General features: G+C 29.7%; 13 protein-coding genes. 5 read left to right on the top strand and 8 right to left on the bottom strand.

The annotated features are described in order from the left end of the window. A complete protein-coding gene (locus tag H9I45_RS12495; RefSeq protein WP_088353788.1) occupies positions 1–2,751 on the bottom strand; it encodes a carboxypeptidase-like regulatory domain-containing protein in 2,751 nt (916 codons plus the stop codon). Between the two features lie 146 nt (positions 2,752–2,897). Between H9I45_RS12495 and H9I45_RS12490 the strand changes: the two genes are divergently transcribed. Then, positions 2,898–3,953: an endonuclease/exonuclease/phosphatase family protein gene (locus H9I45_RS12490; RefSeq protein WP_088353787.1), complete on the top strand. Its 1,056-nt coding sequence runs from the start codon at positions 2,898–2,900 to the stop codon at positions 3,951–3,953. A gap of 134 nt (positions 3,954–4,087) precedes the next feature. Here H9I45_RS12490 and H9I45_RS12485 read toward each other — a convergent pair whose 3' ends face one another. Next, the gene (locus tag H9I45_RS12485; RefSeq protein WP_088353786.1) at positions 4,088–5,617 is read right to left on the bottom strand and encodes an Rne/Rng family ribonuclease; all 1,530 of its coding nucleotides are present in this window, start codon (positions 5,615–5,617) and stop codon (positions 4,088–4,090) included. A 304-nt stretch (positions 5,618–5,921) separates the two neighbouring features. Beyond that, positions 5,922–6,212: an HU family DNA-binding protein gene (locus tag H9I45_RS12480; RefSeq protein ID WP_088353785.1), complete on the bottom strand. Its 291-nt coding sequence runs from the start codon at positions 6,210–6,212 to the stop codon at positions 5,922–5,924. 141 nt (positions 6,213–6,353) lie between these two features. On the opposite strand from H9I45_RS12480, the gene mutY reads away from it, so the two are divergent. Genes mutY through gldD form a run of 4 tightly spaced genes read left to right on the top strand, consistent with a single transcriptional unit; the run spans position 6,354 to position 9,791 of the window. Continuing rightward, positions 6,354–7,397 (top strand): A/G-specific adenine glycosylase, encoded by a 1,044-nt coding sequence (gene mutY, locus H9I45_RS12475; protein WP_088353784.1) that lies wholly within the window; start codon positions 6,354–6,356, stop codon positions 7,395–7,397. A 38-nt stretch (positions 7,398–7,435) separates the two neighbouring features. Then, on the top strand, positions 7,436–7,894 hold the full coding sequence (locus H9I45_RS12470) for a single-stranded DNA-binding protein (protein WP_176397550.1): 459 nt from the start codon (positions 7,436–7,438) through the stop codon (positions 7,892–7,894). Between the two features lie 18 nt (positions 7,895–7,912). Then, entirely contained in the window at positions 7,913–9,241 is a 1,329-nt protein-coding gene (locus H9I45_RS12465) for a gliding motility-associated protein GldE (protein ID WP_176397549.1), read from the top strand. After that, positions 9,234–9,791 (top strand): gliding motility lipoprotein GldD, encoded by a 558-nt coding sequence (gldD, locus tag H9I45_RS12460; RefSeq protein ID WP_088353783.1) that lies wholly within the window; start codon positions 9,234–9,236, stop codon positions 9,789–9,791. The genes H9I45_RS12465 and gldD overlap by 8 nt, the downstream gene beginning before the upstream one ends. 190 nt (positions 9,792–9,981) lie before the next feature. Here gldD and H9I45_RS12455 read toward each other — a convergent pair whose 3' ends face one another. From H9I45_RS12455 to H9I45_RS12435, 5 genes are all read right to left on the bottom strand, one after another. Then, entirely contained in the window at positions 9,982–11,751 is a 1,770-nt protein-coding gene (locus H9I45_RS12455; protein WP_088353782.1) for a MutS-related protein, read from the bottom strand. 5 nt (positions 11,752–11,756) lie between these two features. Next, positions 11,757–12,848: a HesA/MoeB/ThiF family protein gene (locus H9I45_RS12450; protein WP_088354039.1), complete on the bottom strand. Its 1,092-nt coding sequence runs from the start codon at positions 12,846–12,848 to the stop codon at positions 11,757–11,759. Between the two features lie 150 nt (positions 12,849–12,998). Then, complete coding sequence (locus tag H9I45_RS12445; protein WP_088353781.1) at positions 12,999–14,129, bottom strand: NTP transferase domain-containing protein; 1,131 nt, start codon at positions 14,127–14,129, stop codon at positions 12,999–13,001. After that, complete coding sequence (gene moaC, locus H9I45_RS12440; RefSeq protein ID WP_088353780.1) at positions 14,122–14,598, bottom strand: cyclic pyranopterin monophosphate synthase MoaC; 477 nt, start codon at positions 14,596–14,598, stop codon at positions 14,122–14,124. Before moaC ends, H9I45_RS12445 begins: the two co-directional genes overlap by 8 nt. After that, on the bottom strand, positions 14,598–15,842 hold the full coding sequence (locus H9I45_RS12435; RefSeq protein WP_088353779.1) for a molybdopterin molybdotransferase MoeA: 1,245 nt from the start codon (positions 15,840–15,842) through the stop codon (positions 14,598–14,600). Before H9I45_RS12435 ends, moaC begins: the two co-directional genes overlap by 1 nt. Positions 15,843–16,245: the final 403 nt, after the last annotated feature.

Below are 16,245 nucleotides of genomic sequence, written 5' to 3'. Positions count from 1 at the left end.
TTAGAATGATATGTTTACGTTAAGAAAATAAGTAGCACCTCTTCCATACCAATATTTGTTTCCAAAAACTGGTGTATCTAAAGATTTATCTTCTCTTAATTGTCTATAATTTGCATTTCTACCTTGCTCAAAACCTCCAGATTTATATTCTGTACCCAACAAGTTATTTACTGTTGCAAATACACTAATATATTTATCGTCGATTTTCCAAGATTTTCCTCCAATAAGATTTACAACCATATAATCGTCGAATCTTTCTTGTTGTAATAGTTCTTTAGCAACTTCTAAATCGTAATCTGGAAATGCTAAACCATCTGAATCTTCATAAAAATTACTAGATCTTGTTAATGGAGCTACATCTACATATGTATTACTAAAAAAGTTAGTTGTTGCTCCAACCCACCAATAATCTGGGTCCCTGTACTCAAAACCTACAGAATATGCTTTATGTGGCCCTGCAGCAATCTTGTAATTCTTTAAATTAGATGTGTAATTTTTAGAACGTCCATTTGCATCGAAAACACCCTCATTAATAACATCTGAAGTAAGATATAAATCAGGATTATTATCATAAGTAAATTGTCCAATAGAAGCTGCCCCTTTTAATTTAATTGTTGGTGTAACTTGTGCTTCTATACCCAATTCTAAACCAACATGTTTCTTTTCTATTCCAGATAAAATTTCTTGCACGAAAGCAGTATTATCTCCTCCAACACCATCAGCAAAATAGAAAGAAATTTCTGTTGCATCTTTTATAGATGTATAATAACCTGTTAATCTAGAAGTAATAATTGGGCTTCTTACAATATAACTTGCATCTGCAGAAAATACTTTTTCGCTTTGTAAATTTTCTACAATGTTATTATTTTCTCTAGAGTTAGAAAAAGAATTTCTAATCGTTGGTGCTTGGGTTAAATAAGCAACATTTGCGTCTAATAAATGACGTCCAGTAACTTTATAAGTTGCTCCAGCTTTTACTCCATAGTTTGTAAAATCTAATTTCTCAGATTCACCTAAAGAGTTATTTTGAAAACGTCCATTTTGATATAAACCTTCTCTTTGATGTGTAATTCTAGAAACATTTGCAGCAGTATAAAAATCTACTTTATTGTATTTAAATTGTGCTTGTGCAAAGACACTTACCAAATCTGAATTTAAATTATAATTATATCTAAACGTATCTCCTTCAGAAACTACTCTGTTTGGATTTTGCAAATCGTTTTGCTTTTGAGCTTCTGTATCTGCAAAATTATTAATATCTAAATATCCATTTCCACCTAACAAATCCACAACTTCTGCAAAGTTATTAGAACGTAAACGTTTGTATTCTAACTTTCCATTTAAAGTAATGTTGTTAGAAATGTCTGTATTTAAAATTGTATTAACGGTAAATTGCTTATCATCATTTCTATCTTCATACAAAACATAAGCATTGTTTGTGCCTGCTGTAGCGTTTGTAATATTAGCATCGAAAATTCTGTTCCAATCTATTTGTCCATCATTTTCAAAGTTTTCTCTAGCTGTATATGCTCCAGCTAAATCGTCGTTCCTAACAAAAAAACTTGGTAAATATTGGTAATATGTAGGGCTTGGATTTGCACCTCCGTTAAAATCTAAACGACTATTTCCTATTTTACCAAATTGATATGCTACGTTTGTTTGAAGTGAAGTTCCTTCAGATATGTCCCAAAAATGATTTAACATTAAAATTGGTTCTTCTACTTCCTTAATTCTAGAGTTTACTTTTCTACCATTTAAATTCCCCCAATATTCGTTATACTCGATTCCTTTTAAATCGAAAACTTCTTGTGTGTTAGGAGAAGATTTACCTCTTCTATTTGGCGTAAAAATAGATGTAAAACTAAGACTATGGTTGTCGTTAATTTTCTTTTCTATAGATGCAAAAAGAGAATAAGCATTGTAAGTTGTACCATCGTTAAAACCCTCTATTCCTGCTCTTCTACTACCAGAAAAAGTCATTGCCCAACCATCTTCTAACATTCCTGTAGAATAAGTAGCCATAGCTCTATGTTGGTAACTTCTATTAGAAGAAGAATAAGAAATTCTAACTCCTGGTCTTTGTTGAGAAGCTCTAGTATTCATGTTTGTAGAACCTAAAACGCCTCCAAAAGTAAAGTTCGATGGAGATAATCCATTACTAAATTCTTGATTTCTTAAAACATCGTTTAAACCACCCCAGTTACTCCATTGCGCTCTACCATCATAGATTTTGTTCATTTCTATTCCATTGATAAGCACTTTTCCATTTCCAGAATCTAAACCTTTAATTCTAAAAAAAGAAGAACTGAATTCGAAAGCTGCAGATCTTAAAAAAACATCTTTTGTTGCTTGTAGCAAACCAGAAATATTATCTGCTGCACTAGCATCGTCGTTTAACTCGTCGTCTGTAATAGTAATTAAACTTAAATCTTGGTCTTCTGTAATGTCTTTAAAAAGTAAAATTGTGCCTAAATCTACTACATTACCAGAAAGTTCTACAGGAAAGTTTTGTGTTTCGTAACCTGCTAATTTAATCTCTACAATATAATTGCCATTAATAATACCAGTAATATTAAATACACCATCTACATCTGTAGCTTTACTTGTGGTAGTATTTTTTACACTTACTAAGACACTTTGCAGAGCATTTTCAGAATCGCCATCTACAACGATTCCCTTTACAACATTTTGTGCGTTTATATATGCTGAACAGCATAAAAGCAAAAACATTGATAGAAAAATTTTTCTCATAAAAGTTTGTTTGAATTTTTATATTATTTTTACATTAAAATGTATGCAAAATTAACGTTTTTTAACAAATACTAATGTTAAATTAACAATATATATTTTTGGCCTAAATTTTGTTTTATATGTTTGTAAACATAAATTATTATATAATGAATAAAAAAATAATCACATTCTTAATTCTTCTATTTACAATTTCTGCCACTTTCTCTCAGAAGAAAGGCAAAAAATACAATATTAGAACCATTGCTTTTTATAATTTAGAAAATCTTTTTGATACTATAAACGACACTTCTATTAATGATGAAGCTAGTCCAATGATGGAGTTAAAAGCAAACCGTTCTAAAGTTTATTGGGATAAGATTGATAAATTAGGAGATGTAATCGCCCAAATTGGTGCAGATAAAGCAAATACAAGTCCTGCAATAATTGGAGTTTCTGAAGTAGAAAATTTAAGTGTTTTAGAAGATTTGGTAAAATCGAAACATTTAGCGAAGAAACATTATGGGATTATCCATTACGATTCTCCAGACAAAAGAGGTATTGATGTTGCTTTATTATATCAAAAAAGATATTTTAAACCGGTTTTTCATCAAGCTTTTAATCCTAATATTTATAGAGAAAATAGGAAAGTTTATACTAGAGACCAGTTATTAGTTTCTGGTTATTTAGATGACGAGTTAATTCATTTAATTGTAAATCACTGGCCTTCTAGAAGTGGTGGAGAAGCAAAAAGCAGACCGTTAAGAGAAAAAGCAGCTTTCCAAAACACTAAAATAATAGCTCAAATTAGAGACAAAGAACCAAATGCGAAAATTTTAATTATGGGCGATTTTAACGACGACCCAATTAATTCTAGTTTTAAAGAAGTTTTAAAAACGAAGGGTAAAAAGAAAGAAGTACAAGAAGACGATATTTACAACCCTTATGAAGATTTACATAGAAGAGGTTTTAATACTTTAGGATATAGAGATAATATTAACTTATTTGATATGGTTTTAATTTCTTCACCATTGTTAGATAAAGGTGAAAAAGATTTTTCTACTTATAAGATGTATAAAGCAATGATTTTTAATAAGCGTTTTCTAACAAGTAGAAGAGGGCAATATAAGGGATATCCTTTTAGAAGTTTTTCTAACGGAGGTTATACAGGTGGTTATTCAGACCATTACCCTGTGTATATGTATTTGATTAAAGAGAAACAATAGTTTTTAGAAAAATAGACAAGAATCTATACAATTAAAATTTGAAAAATATTTTCTTAAACTTTTATAAAATGAAAAAACCCAAAACTTAAAAAGTTTTGGGTTTTTTTGATAAAAAATTATTGCCTTATTATCGATTAATCTTTTACAGATTTAAATTGATAATGTAAGTAAGTGTAAGCATCTCTAGGTATAATTGTAATCCACTTTTTGTGTTTTAAATACCATTTAAAACGAATAGAATTAACGCCTTTTAATAAATAAGCAGCAATAAAAGGATGTAAATGTAATTGGATCTTTTTATTCTTTGGATTAGAAATAAATTTTTCTAAATCTGCTTCAATCTTGTCTAACAAGACAATTGGCGCTTCTACTTCTCCATTATTGTTTGGGTTGGTTTCGGTAGTTTTTATACTTAACTCTGGTCTTACCCTTTGTCTTGTAATTTGTACCAATCCAAATTTACTTGGAGGTAATATTTTGTGTTTTGTTCTGTCAAAAGCCATTTGCTCTTTCAAGTGCTGGTACAGTTTATTTCTGTTTTCAGCTTTGTGCATATCAATAAAATCTACAACTATAATTCCTCCCATATCACGCAATTGTAATTGACGTGCTATTTCTGTAGCTGAAATTAGATTTACTTCTAATGCAGTATCTTCTTGAGAACCTGCTTTATTCGAACGATTTCCACTATTTACATCAATAACATGTAAAGCCTCTGTGTGTTCTATAACTAAATAGGCACCTTTGCTCATGGAAACAGTTTTTCCAAACGATGTTTTAATTTGTCTTTCTATTCCGTATTTTTCGAAAATTGGAGTTTCAGACCTGTGTAGTTTTACAATACTCTCCTTTTCAGGATAAATTTCCTGTAAATACTCTTTTATTTCTACTTTCAGTGTTTCATCATTTGTTACAATGTTTGTAAAAGAATCATTCATAACATCTCTTAAAATAGAAGATGCTCTGTTTAATTCACTCAATATTTTGGTTGGTGTGTTTGTGTTTGCAATTCGCTTACACATTGTTTTCCAACGCTCTAATGAGTTTTGCAAATCTTTATCTAATTCTGCTACTTTTTTGCCTTCGGCTACAGTTCTTAGAATAACGCCAAAACCTTTTGGTCTTATGCTCTTTGCTAATCTTTTTAAGCGTTCTTTTTCTTTTGGATCTTCAATTTTTTGAGAAACAGAAACTCTGTTAGAAAAAGGAACTAAAACTAAAAATCTACCAGCTATAGAAAGTTCGGAACTTAATCTTGGGCCTTTTGTAGAAATTGGTTCTTTTACAATTTGTACCAACAGGTTTTGTCCTGTTTTTAATACTTTGTTAATACTACCGTCTTTGTTAATGTCTTCCTCAAATCGGAAGTTCTTTAAAGTGAATTCTTTATACTTACCTGTGCTTACTTTCTTAATGAACGAGTTTAATGAGTTTACTTGCGCGCCTAAATCGTGATAATGTAAGAACCCGTCTTTTGGATAACCTACATTTACAAAGGATGCATTTAAACCTGTTAACACTTTTCCTATTTTGGCTAAAAATATGTCGCCAACAGAAAACTTGTTACCAGTTGTTTCATTATTTAATTCAATAAGTTTTCCATCTCTTAATAAGGCAAAATCAATATCAGATGAATTTGAACGAATTATTAATTCTGTTTTCATGCTGAATTTGGTTTTAACACTGCACATAATTGTGCAGATGGATTAATATTGTCAGGTATTTTTAAATACCGTGTGAAGATTTTCTGCGTTAGCAGTTGTTAAACCTTCAAATGTCAATGAACTTTTTGTTTTTTCGCTAAACAATAAACGAAAAAGTAAGCATTAGCTTACTTTTTCTTCTTGTGTCTATTTGCTCTAGCTCTTTTCTTTCTTTTGTGTGTAGAGATTTTTGCTCTCTTTCTTTTTTTACCACTTGGCATAATGCTTGTTGTTTTTAGAAACCTTAGTTTCGATTAATACTGTGTTACTTAACAGCTACTTTACTTTTTACTCCTTCAGTAAAAGTTTTTGCTGGTTTAAATGCTGGAATATTGTGAGCTGGAATCTTAATAGTAGTATTCTTAGAAATATTTCTACCAGTTTTTTCTGCTCTTGTTTTGATAATAAAACTACCAAAACCTCTTAAATAAACGTTGTCGCCATTTTCTAATGCACCTTTAACTTCAGTCATAAATGCTTCTACAGTTGCCAAAACATCTGTTTTTTCGATTCCTGATTTATCTGAAATTTTCGATACGATATCTGCTTTCGTCATGTCTCTATTTTTACTATATTTTTATTAATTTACTTTCAAAAATGCGGATGCAAATATATGATAATTAATCAATTCCAAAAAGATAAAGACTTAAATTTATGTGAATTTTAAAATGTAATATTGCAATTCTATTTTTTTATAATGAAATTTTATAACAAACTAATATCCTGGTACTTACAAAACAAGAGAACACTTCCTTGGCGAGAAACAAAGAACCCATATTTTATTTGGTTGAGCGAAATTATGCTCCAACAAACAAGAGTTGCTCAAGGTTTGGCATATTATTTAAAATTTACAGAGACATTTCCGACAGTTTTCGACCTTGCAAAAGCAGATGAAAGTACCGTTTTAAAAATGTGGCAAGGTTTGGGTTATTATTCGCGTGCAAGAAACCTTCATTATAGTGCAAAACACATTGCAAATGAACTAAATGGTGAATTTCCATCAACATATAAAGAAATTATAAAACTTAAAGGAATTGGAGATTATACAGCTTCTGCAATTGCGTCTATTTGTTTTAATGAACCTACTGCAGTTGTAGATGGAAACGTTTACAGGGTACTTTCTCGTTATTTTGGCATTTCTACAGCAATCAACTCAACTGCAGGAATTAAAGAGTTTAAAACCATTGCGCAATCTTTAATAGACAAAAAACAACCTGGAACTTACAACCAAGCAATTATGGATTTTGGAGCACTACATTGTAAACCTCAAAATCCTTTGTGTGATTCATGTCCTTTTGCTAATAGTTGTGTCGCTTTCGAAAAAAAATTAACTAAAGCATTACCTGTAAAAGAGAAGAAAATAAAGATTAGAAAACGATATTTTAATTTTTTAGTGATTAAAACGAATAATAATAAAACCATTTTATCTGAGAGAAAAGGAAAAGGAATTTGGCAAGGTTTGTATGAGTTTCCATTGATTGAAACTGAGCAAATTATCAATAAAAACGAATTGATTTCAAACCAATATTTTACTGATTTATTTCCTAATGAAACTACAATTTCTTTGTTTAATAAAAAGGAAATTGTACACAAATTATCTCATCAACATTTATATACACAATTTTGGATTGTAGAGACAAAATCCCTAGAAAACGCCACTATTTCTTGGGAAAGCATTCAAGATTTTCCTGTTCCTATATTAATTTCCAATTTTTTGGAAGAATTTCAACCTAAAAATTAATGATTATTTAGTACATTTGATATATAAATAACAAAGCTATGGCAGGTACAATTAACAAAGTAATCTTGATTGGAAATTTAGGCGATGACGTGAAAATGCATTATTTTGATGATCAAAATTGTGTAGGTCGTTTTCCTATTGCAACTAGCGAAAGTTATACCAGCAAACAGACTGGCGAAAAAGTAACAAATACAGATTGGCATAATATTGTGGTAAGAAATGGTTTGGCGAAAGTTTGTGAAAAATATTTATCTAAAGGAGATAAAATTTATGTGGAAGGAAAGCTAAAAAACAGACAGTGGGAACAAGATGGTGTAAAGCGTTATTCTACCGAAGTTCAGGTTTTAGAAATGACAATGTTATCTACTAAGAAAAATGCTGATAATCCTGCTAATTCGCAACCTGTAAATCCAGCTCAACAACCAACAAACACTACTTCTACACAGCCAGAACATAAATCGGTTGCTCCTGAAGAAAATGACGATTTACCCTTCTAACTTATAAAAAAATTAAAATTGGACCCAGATCCCCAACAAATATATTTCCTATTAGCATCTATAGATTTCATTACTACTTTAAATGGAATTGCACTTCTTTTATTACTTTTAAGTTCTGCTTTAGTATCTGGAACCGAAGTTGCTTTTTTCTCACTTTCTCAAACTGATATTAACGAACTTTCCAACAACGGAAAACAACAAAATATTGTGGTTACTTTATTAGAAAGACCTAGAAAACTATTAGCTACCATTTTAATTACTAATAATTTTATCAATATTTTAATTGTGTTGCTTTTTGCTTCTTTGGCGGAAACATTGTTTGGAGATTTTAATTATTCCTTAGATTTAGTGTTGTTTCAAGTTCCTGTTCGATTTTTATTAGAAATAATTTTAGTTACTTTTTTAATCTTATTATTTGGCGAAGTTTTACCTAAAGTTTATGCATCTAGAAATGCACTTGCTTTTTCGAAAGTAATGTCTAAATTTATTCATATAATCAACATCATATTAACTCCATTTACGTTGCCATTAATCAGCCTAACAAAATGGATTGAAAAGAAATTAGGAAGCAAAGGAACCAACTTTTCTGTGGAAACTTTATCGCAAGCATTAGAACTTACTTCCCAAGGAGCAACTACAAAAGATGAACAGAAAATTTTAGAGGGAATCGTAAATTTCGGAAACACAGAAACCGTACAAATTATGAAACCTCGAATCGATATTTTTGCACTTTCAGACGAGGAACCTTATGAGGTAGTTTTAGAGAAAATTCTTGCAAACGGATATTCTAGAAATCCAGTATATCACGAAAATATAGATAATATAATTGGAGTTTTATATGCCAAAGATTTATTAGCTCATTTATATAAAAAATCTTTTAAATGGCAAGGTTTACTCCGAGAACCATTTTTTGTGCCAGAAAACAAAAAATTAGACGATTTATTAGGCGATTTTAGAGCAATAAAAAATCACTTAGCTATTGTAGTAGACGAATATGGTGGAACAAGTGGATTGGTTACTTTAGATGATGTTATTGAAGAAATTGTAGGCGATATTAATGACGAGTTTGACGATGTAGATTTAGCGTACTCTAAAATTGATGCTAACAATTATATTTTTGAAGGAAAAACAACCATTAAAGATTTTTGCAAAGTTTTAGATGACGAAGATGAAGCCATTTTCGAGGAGGAAAAAGGAGAAAGTGAAACCTTGGCTGGTTTTATTTTAGAAATTTCTGGAAAATTCCCAAAAAGAGGTGAGAAAATAAAATTCAAGAATTATACGTTTACTATTGAAGCGTTAGACAGAAAACGCATAAAACAAGTTAAAGCCACTAGAAATGCGTAATCTATTTTTCTTATTTTTAATATTGATTTTTGTTTCCTGCAAAGAAGATGTTTTACCAAAACCAAAAGCGTATTTGAGTTTAAATTACCCTACAAAAACATATCAAAAATTATCAATTGAAAGACCTTATACTTTTGAAATTTTAAATAATACTGAAGTAATTAACGAGCCTAATAATTGGCTAACAATTAAATATCCAAGTTTAAAAGCTTCTCTAGATATTACCTACAGACCAGTAAATAACAACATCAAAGAATTATTAACAGAAGCCGAAAAGCTAGTTTTTAAACACACAGTAAAAGCGGAACAAATTATACCAAAAGACTTTGTAAACCCTAAAAAAAGAGTGTTTGGTAGCTTGTATGAAATTACTGGAAACGCCGCTTCTCAATTACAATTTCATGTTACAGATAGCACAAATAACTTTATAAAAGGTTCATTGTATTTTTATGTAAAACCTAACTACGATTCTATTTTACCTGCTGTAGATTATATTAAAGAAGATATATTGCGTTTGGTGGAAACGCTAGAATGGAAAAGCCCATCTTAATCTTCCCAAAGGGAAGAAACACTCTTGTGTTAATTTCTTTACTTTAATTGTTTCTCAAAAGGTTCACAGAGGTTTTTATAAATTTGTTTTAACAAAACATCGAACTATAAAGTCTTACGTCATTCAGTCTTATTCTTCTTGGTTCTTGATTCCCTTTTTTTAAATCCTATCTCTTTTCACACCAAAACCTCTAAATAATCTCCATTTTTTGCAACAAGAAAGAAGCATTCATATTTTTACAAACACCATTTTTTAAAGTATAATCGAAATGCAATTCGTTGTTGATTATTTCTGCATCGAAATAATAATTTTTTACGTCTTCGAATTCATTTTCCAACTCACATAAACTTACATCGTGCGTTGCAATAATTCCTGTAGATTTCGATTTTGTTAGTTTTTCGACGAATTTTTTAGAGCCAATTGCCTTGTCTTTACTGTTGGTTCCCTTTAAAATTTCATCTAAAATGATAAAGTAATCTTCATTTTCGATTTCATCAACAATAAATTTTAAACGTTTTAATTCTGAATAAAAATACGATTCATCTTCCGTTAAAGAATCTGTAGTTCGCATACTTGTAATTAGTTTTATTGGCGAATATTTAAAACTTTCTGCACAAACAGGCAAACCACAATTTGCCATAACTATAGATAAAGAAACCGTTCTTAAAAACGTACTTTTCCCAGCCATGTTTGCCCCAGTAACAATAAAAAATTCTTCTTTATTGATGTTGAAGTCATTATCAACTCTTTTTTCTGAATTCAATAAAGGATGACCTAAATTGGTAGATTCAATCACATTTTTTTCTGAAGTAATTTCTGGAAATATAAACTTTGGATGATTGTATTTAAAGTTCGCCAACGAATTTGTAGCATCGAAATAAGCAACCACCTCAAACCAATTTCCGACTGTATGCTTGTATTCTGAAATCCATTTTTCAACTTTACAGACATTGTAAATTTCAGACAGAAATAATCCATTTCCAAAAATTGCGATAACAATATTATTTCTCTGATCGAAAGTATCTAAAATTCTCGCGAATTCTTTAAAAATAACAGAAGCTTTTTTACTTTCTGAATTGATAATTTGCTGTTTCTCTTTTAATATTTTTGAAGTAAATCCCTCATTTTCAATTTCATTTAATAAATAATGATATTGCTTAAATGTATCTCTTGCTTTACTTGCTTCTGTGTATAGGTGGTTGATTTTCATTACAAATCTACCCGTAATAAAAAGTCCGACAAAAAACCAAATAACAATATAAGTGAAAGAAATTTGTCCGAAAGAAATCAAACCAATTAAGCTTAAAGAAACGATTGTAAAAACAATTTGAAGGGTTTTTAAAAATTTTGGAAATACAGAACTGTAATTAGAAATCCAACCAACAATTGCGTTTGTAGTACTATTTACCGAAACCAAACTTGCCAAAGCAGAGAAATGCTGACGCCATTTTACTTTACCAGAAAGTTCTTTTAAAGTTTCTTGTTTTTCAACAATATTATTTGTTTTATTTTCTGTTAAACTGTTTGCTAAAACTACTTTTCCGTCTTTTGTTTTAGTTCTATTTATAGATTGAAAGAAAGAACCCAATCCAAATAAATCGATATCATTACTATAAAAATGAGCAGGATTTATAAATTCTTCACCAGTTTCTAACTGGTGAAAATCTCCTTTTAAAACCTGAATTTCAACTGCATTTATTTTAATTTTTTTAGCAAGAATATTTCTTTTTCTTTTAAGATTTACATGTTTTGTAACCAAAAAACCAAAAAGTAAAAGTCCTAAAAAAGCAACAATAAAAACATCAGGATATTTTCCGAAAGTCAAATAAACTAAAAAACAAGTTGCTAAAAAAACAGCAAATCTAAATACACTTAAATTAGCAGATTTACTTTTTAACTCTTTTGCTTTTTCTTCTAGCTCAGCTTTATTTTTTGTATAAAATTCTAAAGGATTTTTCATTTATTTTATTTGTAACTCGAAATTCCGCCAGTTAAATTCAACACTTCTAAATCTGGATATTTATTTTTCAATTTTACAGTAGCTCTGTAACTATTAAAACCACGCTGACAAACCATTACATAGGTTTTGTTTTTATCAACAGTAATTTTATCAGCATCAAAACTATTAATATGAATTGTTTGTTGCACATCAAAGGGAAGTTTTAAATTGTTTAAAACTGCAATGATTTCCAGATTATTAGCCTCTGCTCGAAATGACAAACGTTTTTTTAATTCTTCTGGGGAAATTTGCCAATCAGAATTTTGTCCACTACAAGCAACATCTACATAGGTTTGAACTTTAAAAAGTTTCGCAATTTTATCTTTCAAAAAAGTCGGTTTTAACTTCATTTTTAACTCGGTGTTTTGCAACGTATTATATATACGAAGTTGATTTGTCAACGGTTTTCCAATTCCTGTAACTAATTTTAAAACTTCATTTATTTGTTGCATCGCAATCATACCAACGATTGCGTTTAACGTTCCTGCTTCCTCACAATTTGGGATATCTGTTGCCATTTCGGGAAAAGCATCTCTTAAGTTTGTAGAATAACTTCCATCTTTTTGCAAGACATTAAAAGTAGCAACATAACCATCGAACTTATATAAGGAACCATAAACCAAAGGTTTATTTTTAATAACACAAGCGTCGTTTAACAAATATTTTGTTGGTAAAGAATCTGTTCCATCTACAATAATATCTACTTTTTCTATCAATTCAAAAACATTTTCTTTTGTAATTGGGTTGTTAGAAAAAGTTACTTCTGTAAAAGGCGCTCTTTTTTTTATAAATGCTGATAAAACTTCCGCTTTTGGTTGATCTACATCTTCTAAAGAATAAAAAACTTGTCTGTGAAGATTTGTAATATCAACAGTATCGAAATCTACTAAATGGATTTTTCCAATGCCACTTGAAGCCAAATAAACCGCAATCGGACTTCCCAAACCTCCACAACCAACAACCAAAACAGATGCGTTTTGTAGTTTTTCTTGCCCAACTTCTCCAATTTCGGATAATGTTATTTGACGTTTAAAAAGTTGATTTTTTGTTGGTTTCATTTTTATGATATGCATATTTAAATTCGTTTTATCATTCCTGCAAAGGCAGGAATCTAAACTTACTTTCTATGGATTCCTGCCTTCGCAGGAATGACAAACTGCGTTTCAAATTTAATGTAAGATTTCTCCATAAAGTCGAAATGACATTCGTTAGTTTTTTATCCCCCTTTTAGCACTTTCAAAATCTTCAGGAGTATTTACATTTCTAATAAAAGAATCATCAATTTCTACGATTTCTACATCAGAATTAATTAACATTTTACGTGGACAAGAATATCCTTGTGCTAAATATTGTAATAAAATTGAATATGCTTTTGGTTCGTAAATAGTAATTAAAGGCTCTACAAACTCCTTGCTTTTTCCTTTAATTGCTGTAGCAACTTTACTCGGATTTCTATGTTTTAATAATTGCTGAATTACTTCATCATTTACAAATGGTACATCTGTTGCTAAAACCAACCAAGCTGAATTTGGGTCTTTCTGAAATGCAGAACAAATTCCACCAAAAGGGCCAAGATTTAGAAAAACATCTGGAATTTCGTTTTGAGATTTCTCGACTTCGCTCGAAATGACAGAAAATTCAGTTTGAACAGAATAATAAGTTTCAAAATTATTATTTTCTAATAATTCTTTAGCGTGTTCTTTTTGAGGTTTTCCAAAATAATTCAATTCAGATTTATCTTTTCCCATTCTTGTGCTTTTCCCACCAACTAAAACGAGTCCTTTTATGGGAGCAATTTTTTCTAGAACTAAATTATTGATATGATTTGCAATTTTATCAACTTCATCAATAGTATAGCAAATCTTATTTTTTATGTTTGGAAATTTCTCAACTAAAAAATCAAAAAACTCCGTTTCTTTTTTCAACTTTATAATAAACTGAATGCTGTCTAATTGCTCCAACCTTTTTAATACGGAAGCTTCTTTTGCTTCGTCTAAAATCAATATTTGTTTTGCACCTTGATAATGATTTCCATTGATAAAAACGTAATCGTATTGTGCAAATTGCAAACGTTGTTCAAATTTATTTACGTTTCCAGAAGTGGTTATTTGTAAATTTCCTTCATGATGAAAAGTATATTCTGATAGTTTATTTTCTTGAATATCTTTTGCGTGAGAAGCATCAAAATATGCTAATTTATAGTTTGATAATTTTTTTGAAACCTTATGAACTAAATCTGAAATTATCCCACAATTTGTACCTAAAATAGCGATTTCATTTGGAGCGAAATTATCGTTATCTCTTCTCTCTAAATTTGTATGTTTTTTATGTTTAGCCATTTTTAATATCCGATTTTCCTCCAGTTTTTTCTACCAACAATACTTCTTTAATCACCATTTTTTGACTGATGCTTTTACACATATCATAAATTGTTAAACAACTAATATTTGCGCCAGTTAATGCTTCCATTTCAACACCAGTTTTTCCTTCGATAGTAACTTCACAAAGCACTTCTATATTTTCTGAATCGATAATTTTAATATCAATATCTACACCATTAATTAATAATGGATGACACATTGGTATTAATTCTGATGTTTTTTTAACACCTTGAATTCCTGCAATAATCGCTGTTTGAAAAACGGGGCCTTTTTTGGTAGTTAATTCATCATTTGAAAAATTAGAAATCACTTCTTTTCCTAAAAACATTGTTGCTTTTGCAATTGCTGTTCTTTTGGTAATTTTCTTATCAGAAACATTTACCATTTTAGGATTTCCTTTTTTGTTTATGTGTGTGAAATCACTCATTATCTATATCTAATTATTGGAAAAACCTCTCCACTTTTAAATTCATTTTTATCATTTGGTAATTGAATAAAAGCATCTGCATTTACCAAACTTGCTAAATCTCCAGAACCATTTCCAGTAATTGGAGTTGCCACTAAATGCCCAAATTTGTAACTTAATTTTACTTGTAAAAAATAAGTTAAGCTCGGTTTAAAAACAAAATCTTCTGATAAAATTGCGGTTTCCTCTTCAACCTCTACTCCAACTGATTTATAATACCAAGGATAAAAATACGCTAAACAATTTACAAATGTTGAAATAGGATTTCCTGGAAATCCGAACACAATTGTGTTCTTTTTACTATTTCCTTTTTCATTCTGATAAACATCCTGTTCACTAATACTTAAAGAAGCTGTGCTTCCGAACCAAAATGGCTTCCCAGGTCTTTGTGCAATTTTATGAAACAATTTTTCTACACCCAATTCATTAAAAACTTCTGGTAAAAAATCGAATTTACCTTTACTGACTGCTCCACTGAAAAGCAAAACGTCATATTCTTGCAAATACCTTTCTATTTTTTGTTTTAAAATGGGTTTATCATCTGTAATATGAGCAGTTTCAGAAGGAATATGTAATCTTTCTAATAATGAAACCAACGTAAAAACATTAGATCTTCTAATTTGATGTTCTAAAGGAATTTCATCTACACCAACCAATTCATCACCTGTGGAAACAATCATAACTTTTGGTTGCTTTGCAACTTTTACAAATGATTTACCAACAGTTGCCAAAACACCAATTTCTGATGCTGATATTTTTGTGTTTTGTTTGATTAATAAATCGCCAAATTTTCCATCCTTTCCTTTAGAATGAATGTTTTGTGCATCTTTAATTTCATCAATATTTATTGTAGCAACTCCGTTTTTGATAGTAATATCTTCATAACGAATTACTGAATTTGTATTATTTGGCAAAACTGCACCAGTCATAACTTCAATACAATTTTCTGGGTTATTTAGTGAAATTTGCTCACTTCCTGCAGGTTGAATTCCTTCAATTTTAAAGCTTCTTTGTCCGTTTTTGAATGATGTAAAGTCAATTGCAATTCCATCCATAGAAACTCTATTAAATGGAGGGAAATCTCTATCTGCAAGAATATCTTCTTTTAAAATTCTACCAACAGATTTTATAAACGGAATTTCTTCAACTCCGAAGTTTTGAGTTGAGTTTAAAATTATTTTTTTTGCCTCTTTTACTGAAATCATTTCAAAAACGTGTAGTTGTTTATTTGTCTAACTGTGTAATCGTAACTATTAAGCATTATACAAACCTAAAAACTTATTATGGATTCCTGCATGCGCAGGAATGACAAGTGAATAATTTATATGTTTTGCTTCTTTTACTGAAATCATTTATTTAAATGTGTAATCTAATTCAAAATTAAATTTATAAAATCTTCTTTGAAAAAATAGAGAATAATTAATAAAATTAAGACTATAATATTGGAATTAAATTTCATCAAATCTTTATTAATTTTAGCCTTAAAAATAACGTAATTCAAATATAAACTTGGTAGAATTAATGGAAGATAATTATATAGAAAAACTACATACCAAACTTTCATTATTATTGGTGGTTCGCTATCAGCACCATAATTTAGATAATAAA

Origin of the sequence: Polaribacter haliotis (assembly GCF_014784055.1) — a bacterium.
Taxonomy (GTDB): domain Bacteria; phylum Bacteroidota; class Bacteroidia; order Flavobacteriales; family Flavobacteriaceae; genus Polaribacter; species Polaribacter haliotis.
Note: the sequence above shows the minus strand (reverse complement) of the source record. Positions and strands in the feature narration are given on the sequence as shown.

Coding starts and splice junctions, on each gene's coding strand:
- H9I45_RS12495 (WP_088353788.1), bottom strand. CDS start 2,751: ATGAGAAAAATTTTTCTATCAATGTTTTTGCTTTTATGCTGTTCAGCA.
- H9I45_RS12490 (WP_088353787.1), top strand. CDS start 2,898: ATGAATAAAAAAATAATCACATTCTTAATTCTTCTATTTACAATTTCT.
- H9I45_RS12485 (WP_088353786.1), bottom strand. CDS start 5,617: ATGAAAACAGAATTAATAATTCGTTCAAATTCATCTGATATTGATTTT.
- H9I45_RS12480 (WP_088353785.1), bottom strand. CDS start 6,212: ATGACGAAAGCAGATATCGTATCGAAAATTTCAGATAAATCAGGAATC.
- mutY (WP_088353784.1), top strand. CDS start 6,354: ATGAAATTTTATAACAAACTAATATCCTGGTACTTACAAAACAAGAGA.
- H9I45_RS12470 (WP_176397550.1), top strand. CDS start 7,436: ATGGCAGGTACAATTAACAAAGTAATCTTGATTGGAAATTTAGGCGAT.
- gldD (WP_088353783.1), top strand. CDS start 9,234: ATGCGTAATCTATTTTTCTTATTTTTAATATTGATTTTTGTTTCCTGC.
- H9I45_RS12455 (WP_088353782.1), bottom strand. CDS start 11,751: ATGAAAAATCCTTTAGAATTTTATACAAAAAATAAAGCTGAGCTAGAA.
- H9I45_RS12450 (WP_088354039.1), bottom strand. CDS start 12,848: ATGAAACCAACAAAAAATCAACTTTTTAAACGTCAAATAACATTATCC.
- H9I45_RS12445 (WP_088353781.1), bottom strand. CDS start 14,129: ATGGCTAAACATAAAAAACATACAAATTTAGAGAGAAGAGATAACGAT.
- moaC (WP_088353780.1), bottom strand. CDS start 14,598: ATGAGTGATTTCACACACATAAACAAAAAAGGAAATCCTAAAATGGTA.
- H9I45_RS12435 (WP_088353779.1), bottom strand. CDS start 15,842: ATGATTTCAGTAAAAGAGGCAAAAAAAATAATTTTAAACTCAACTCAA.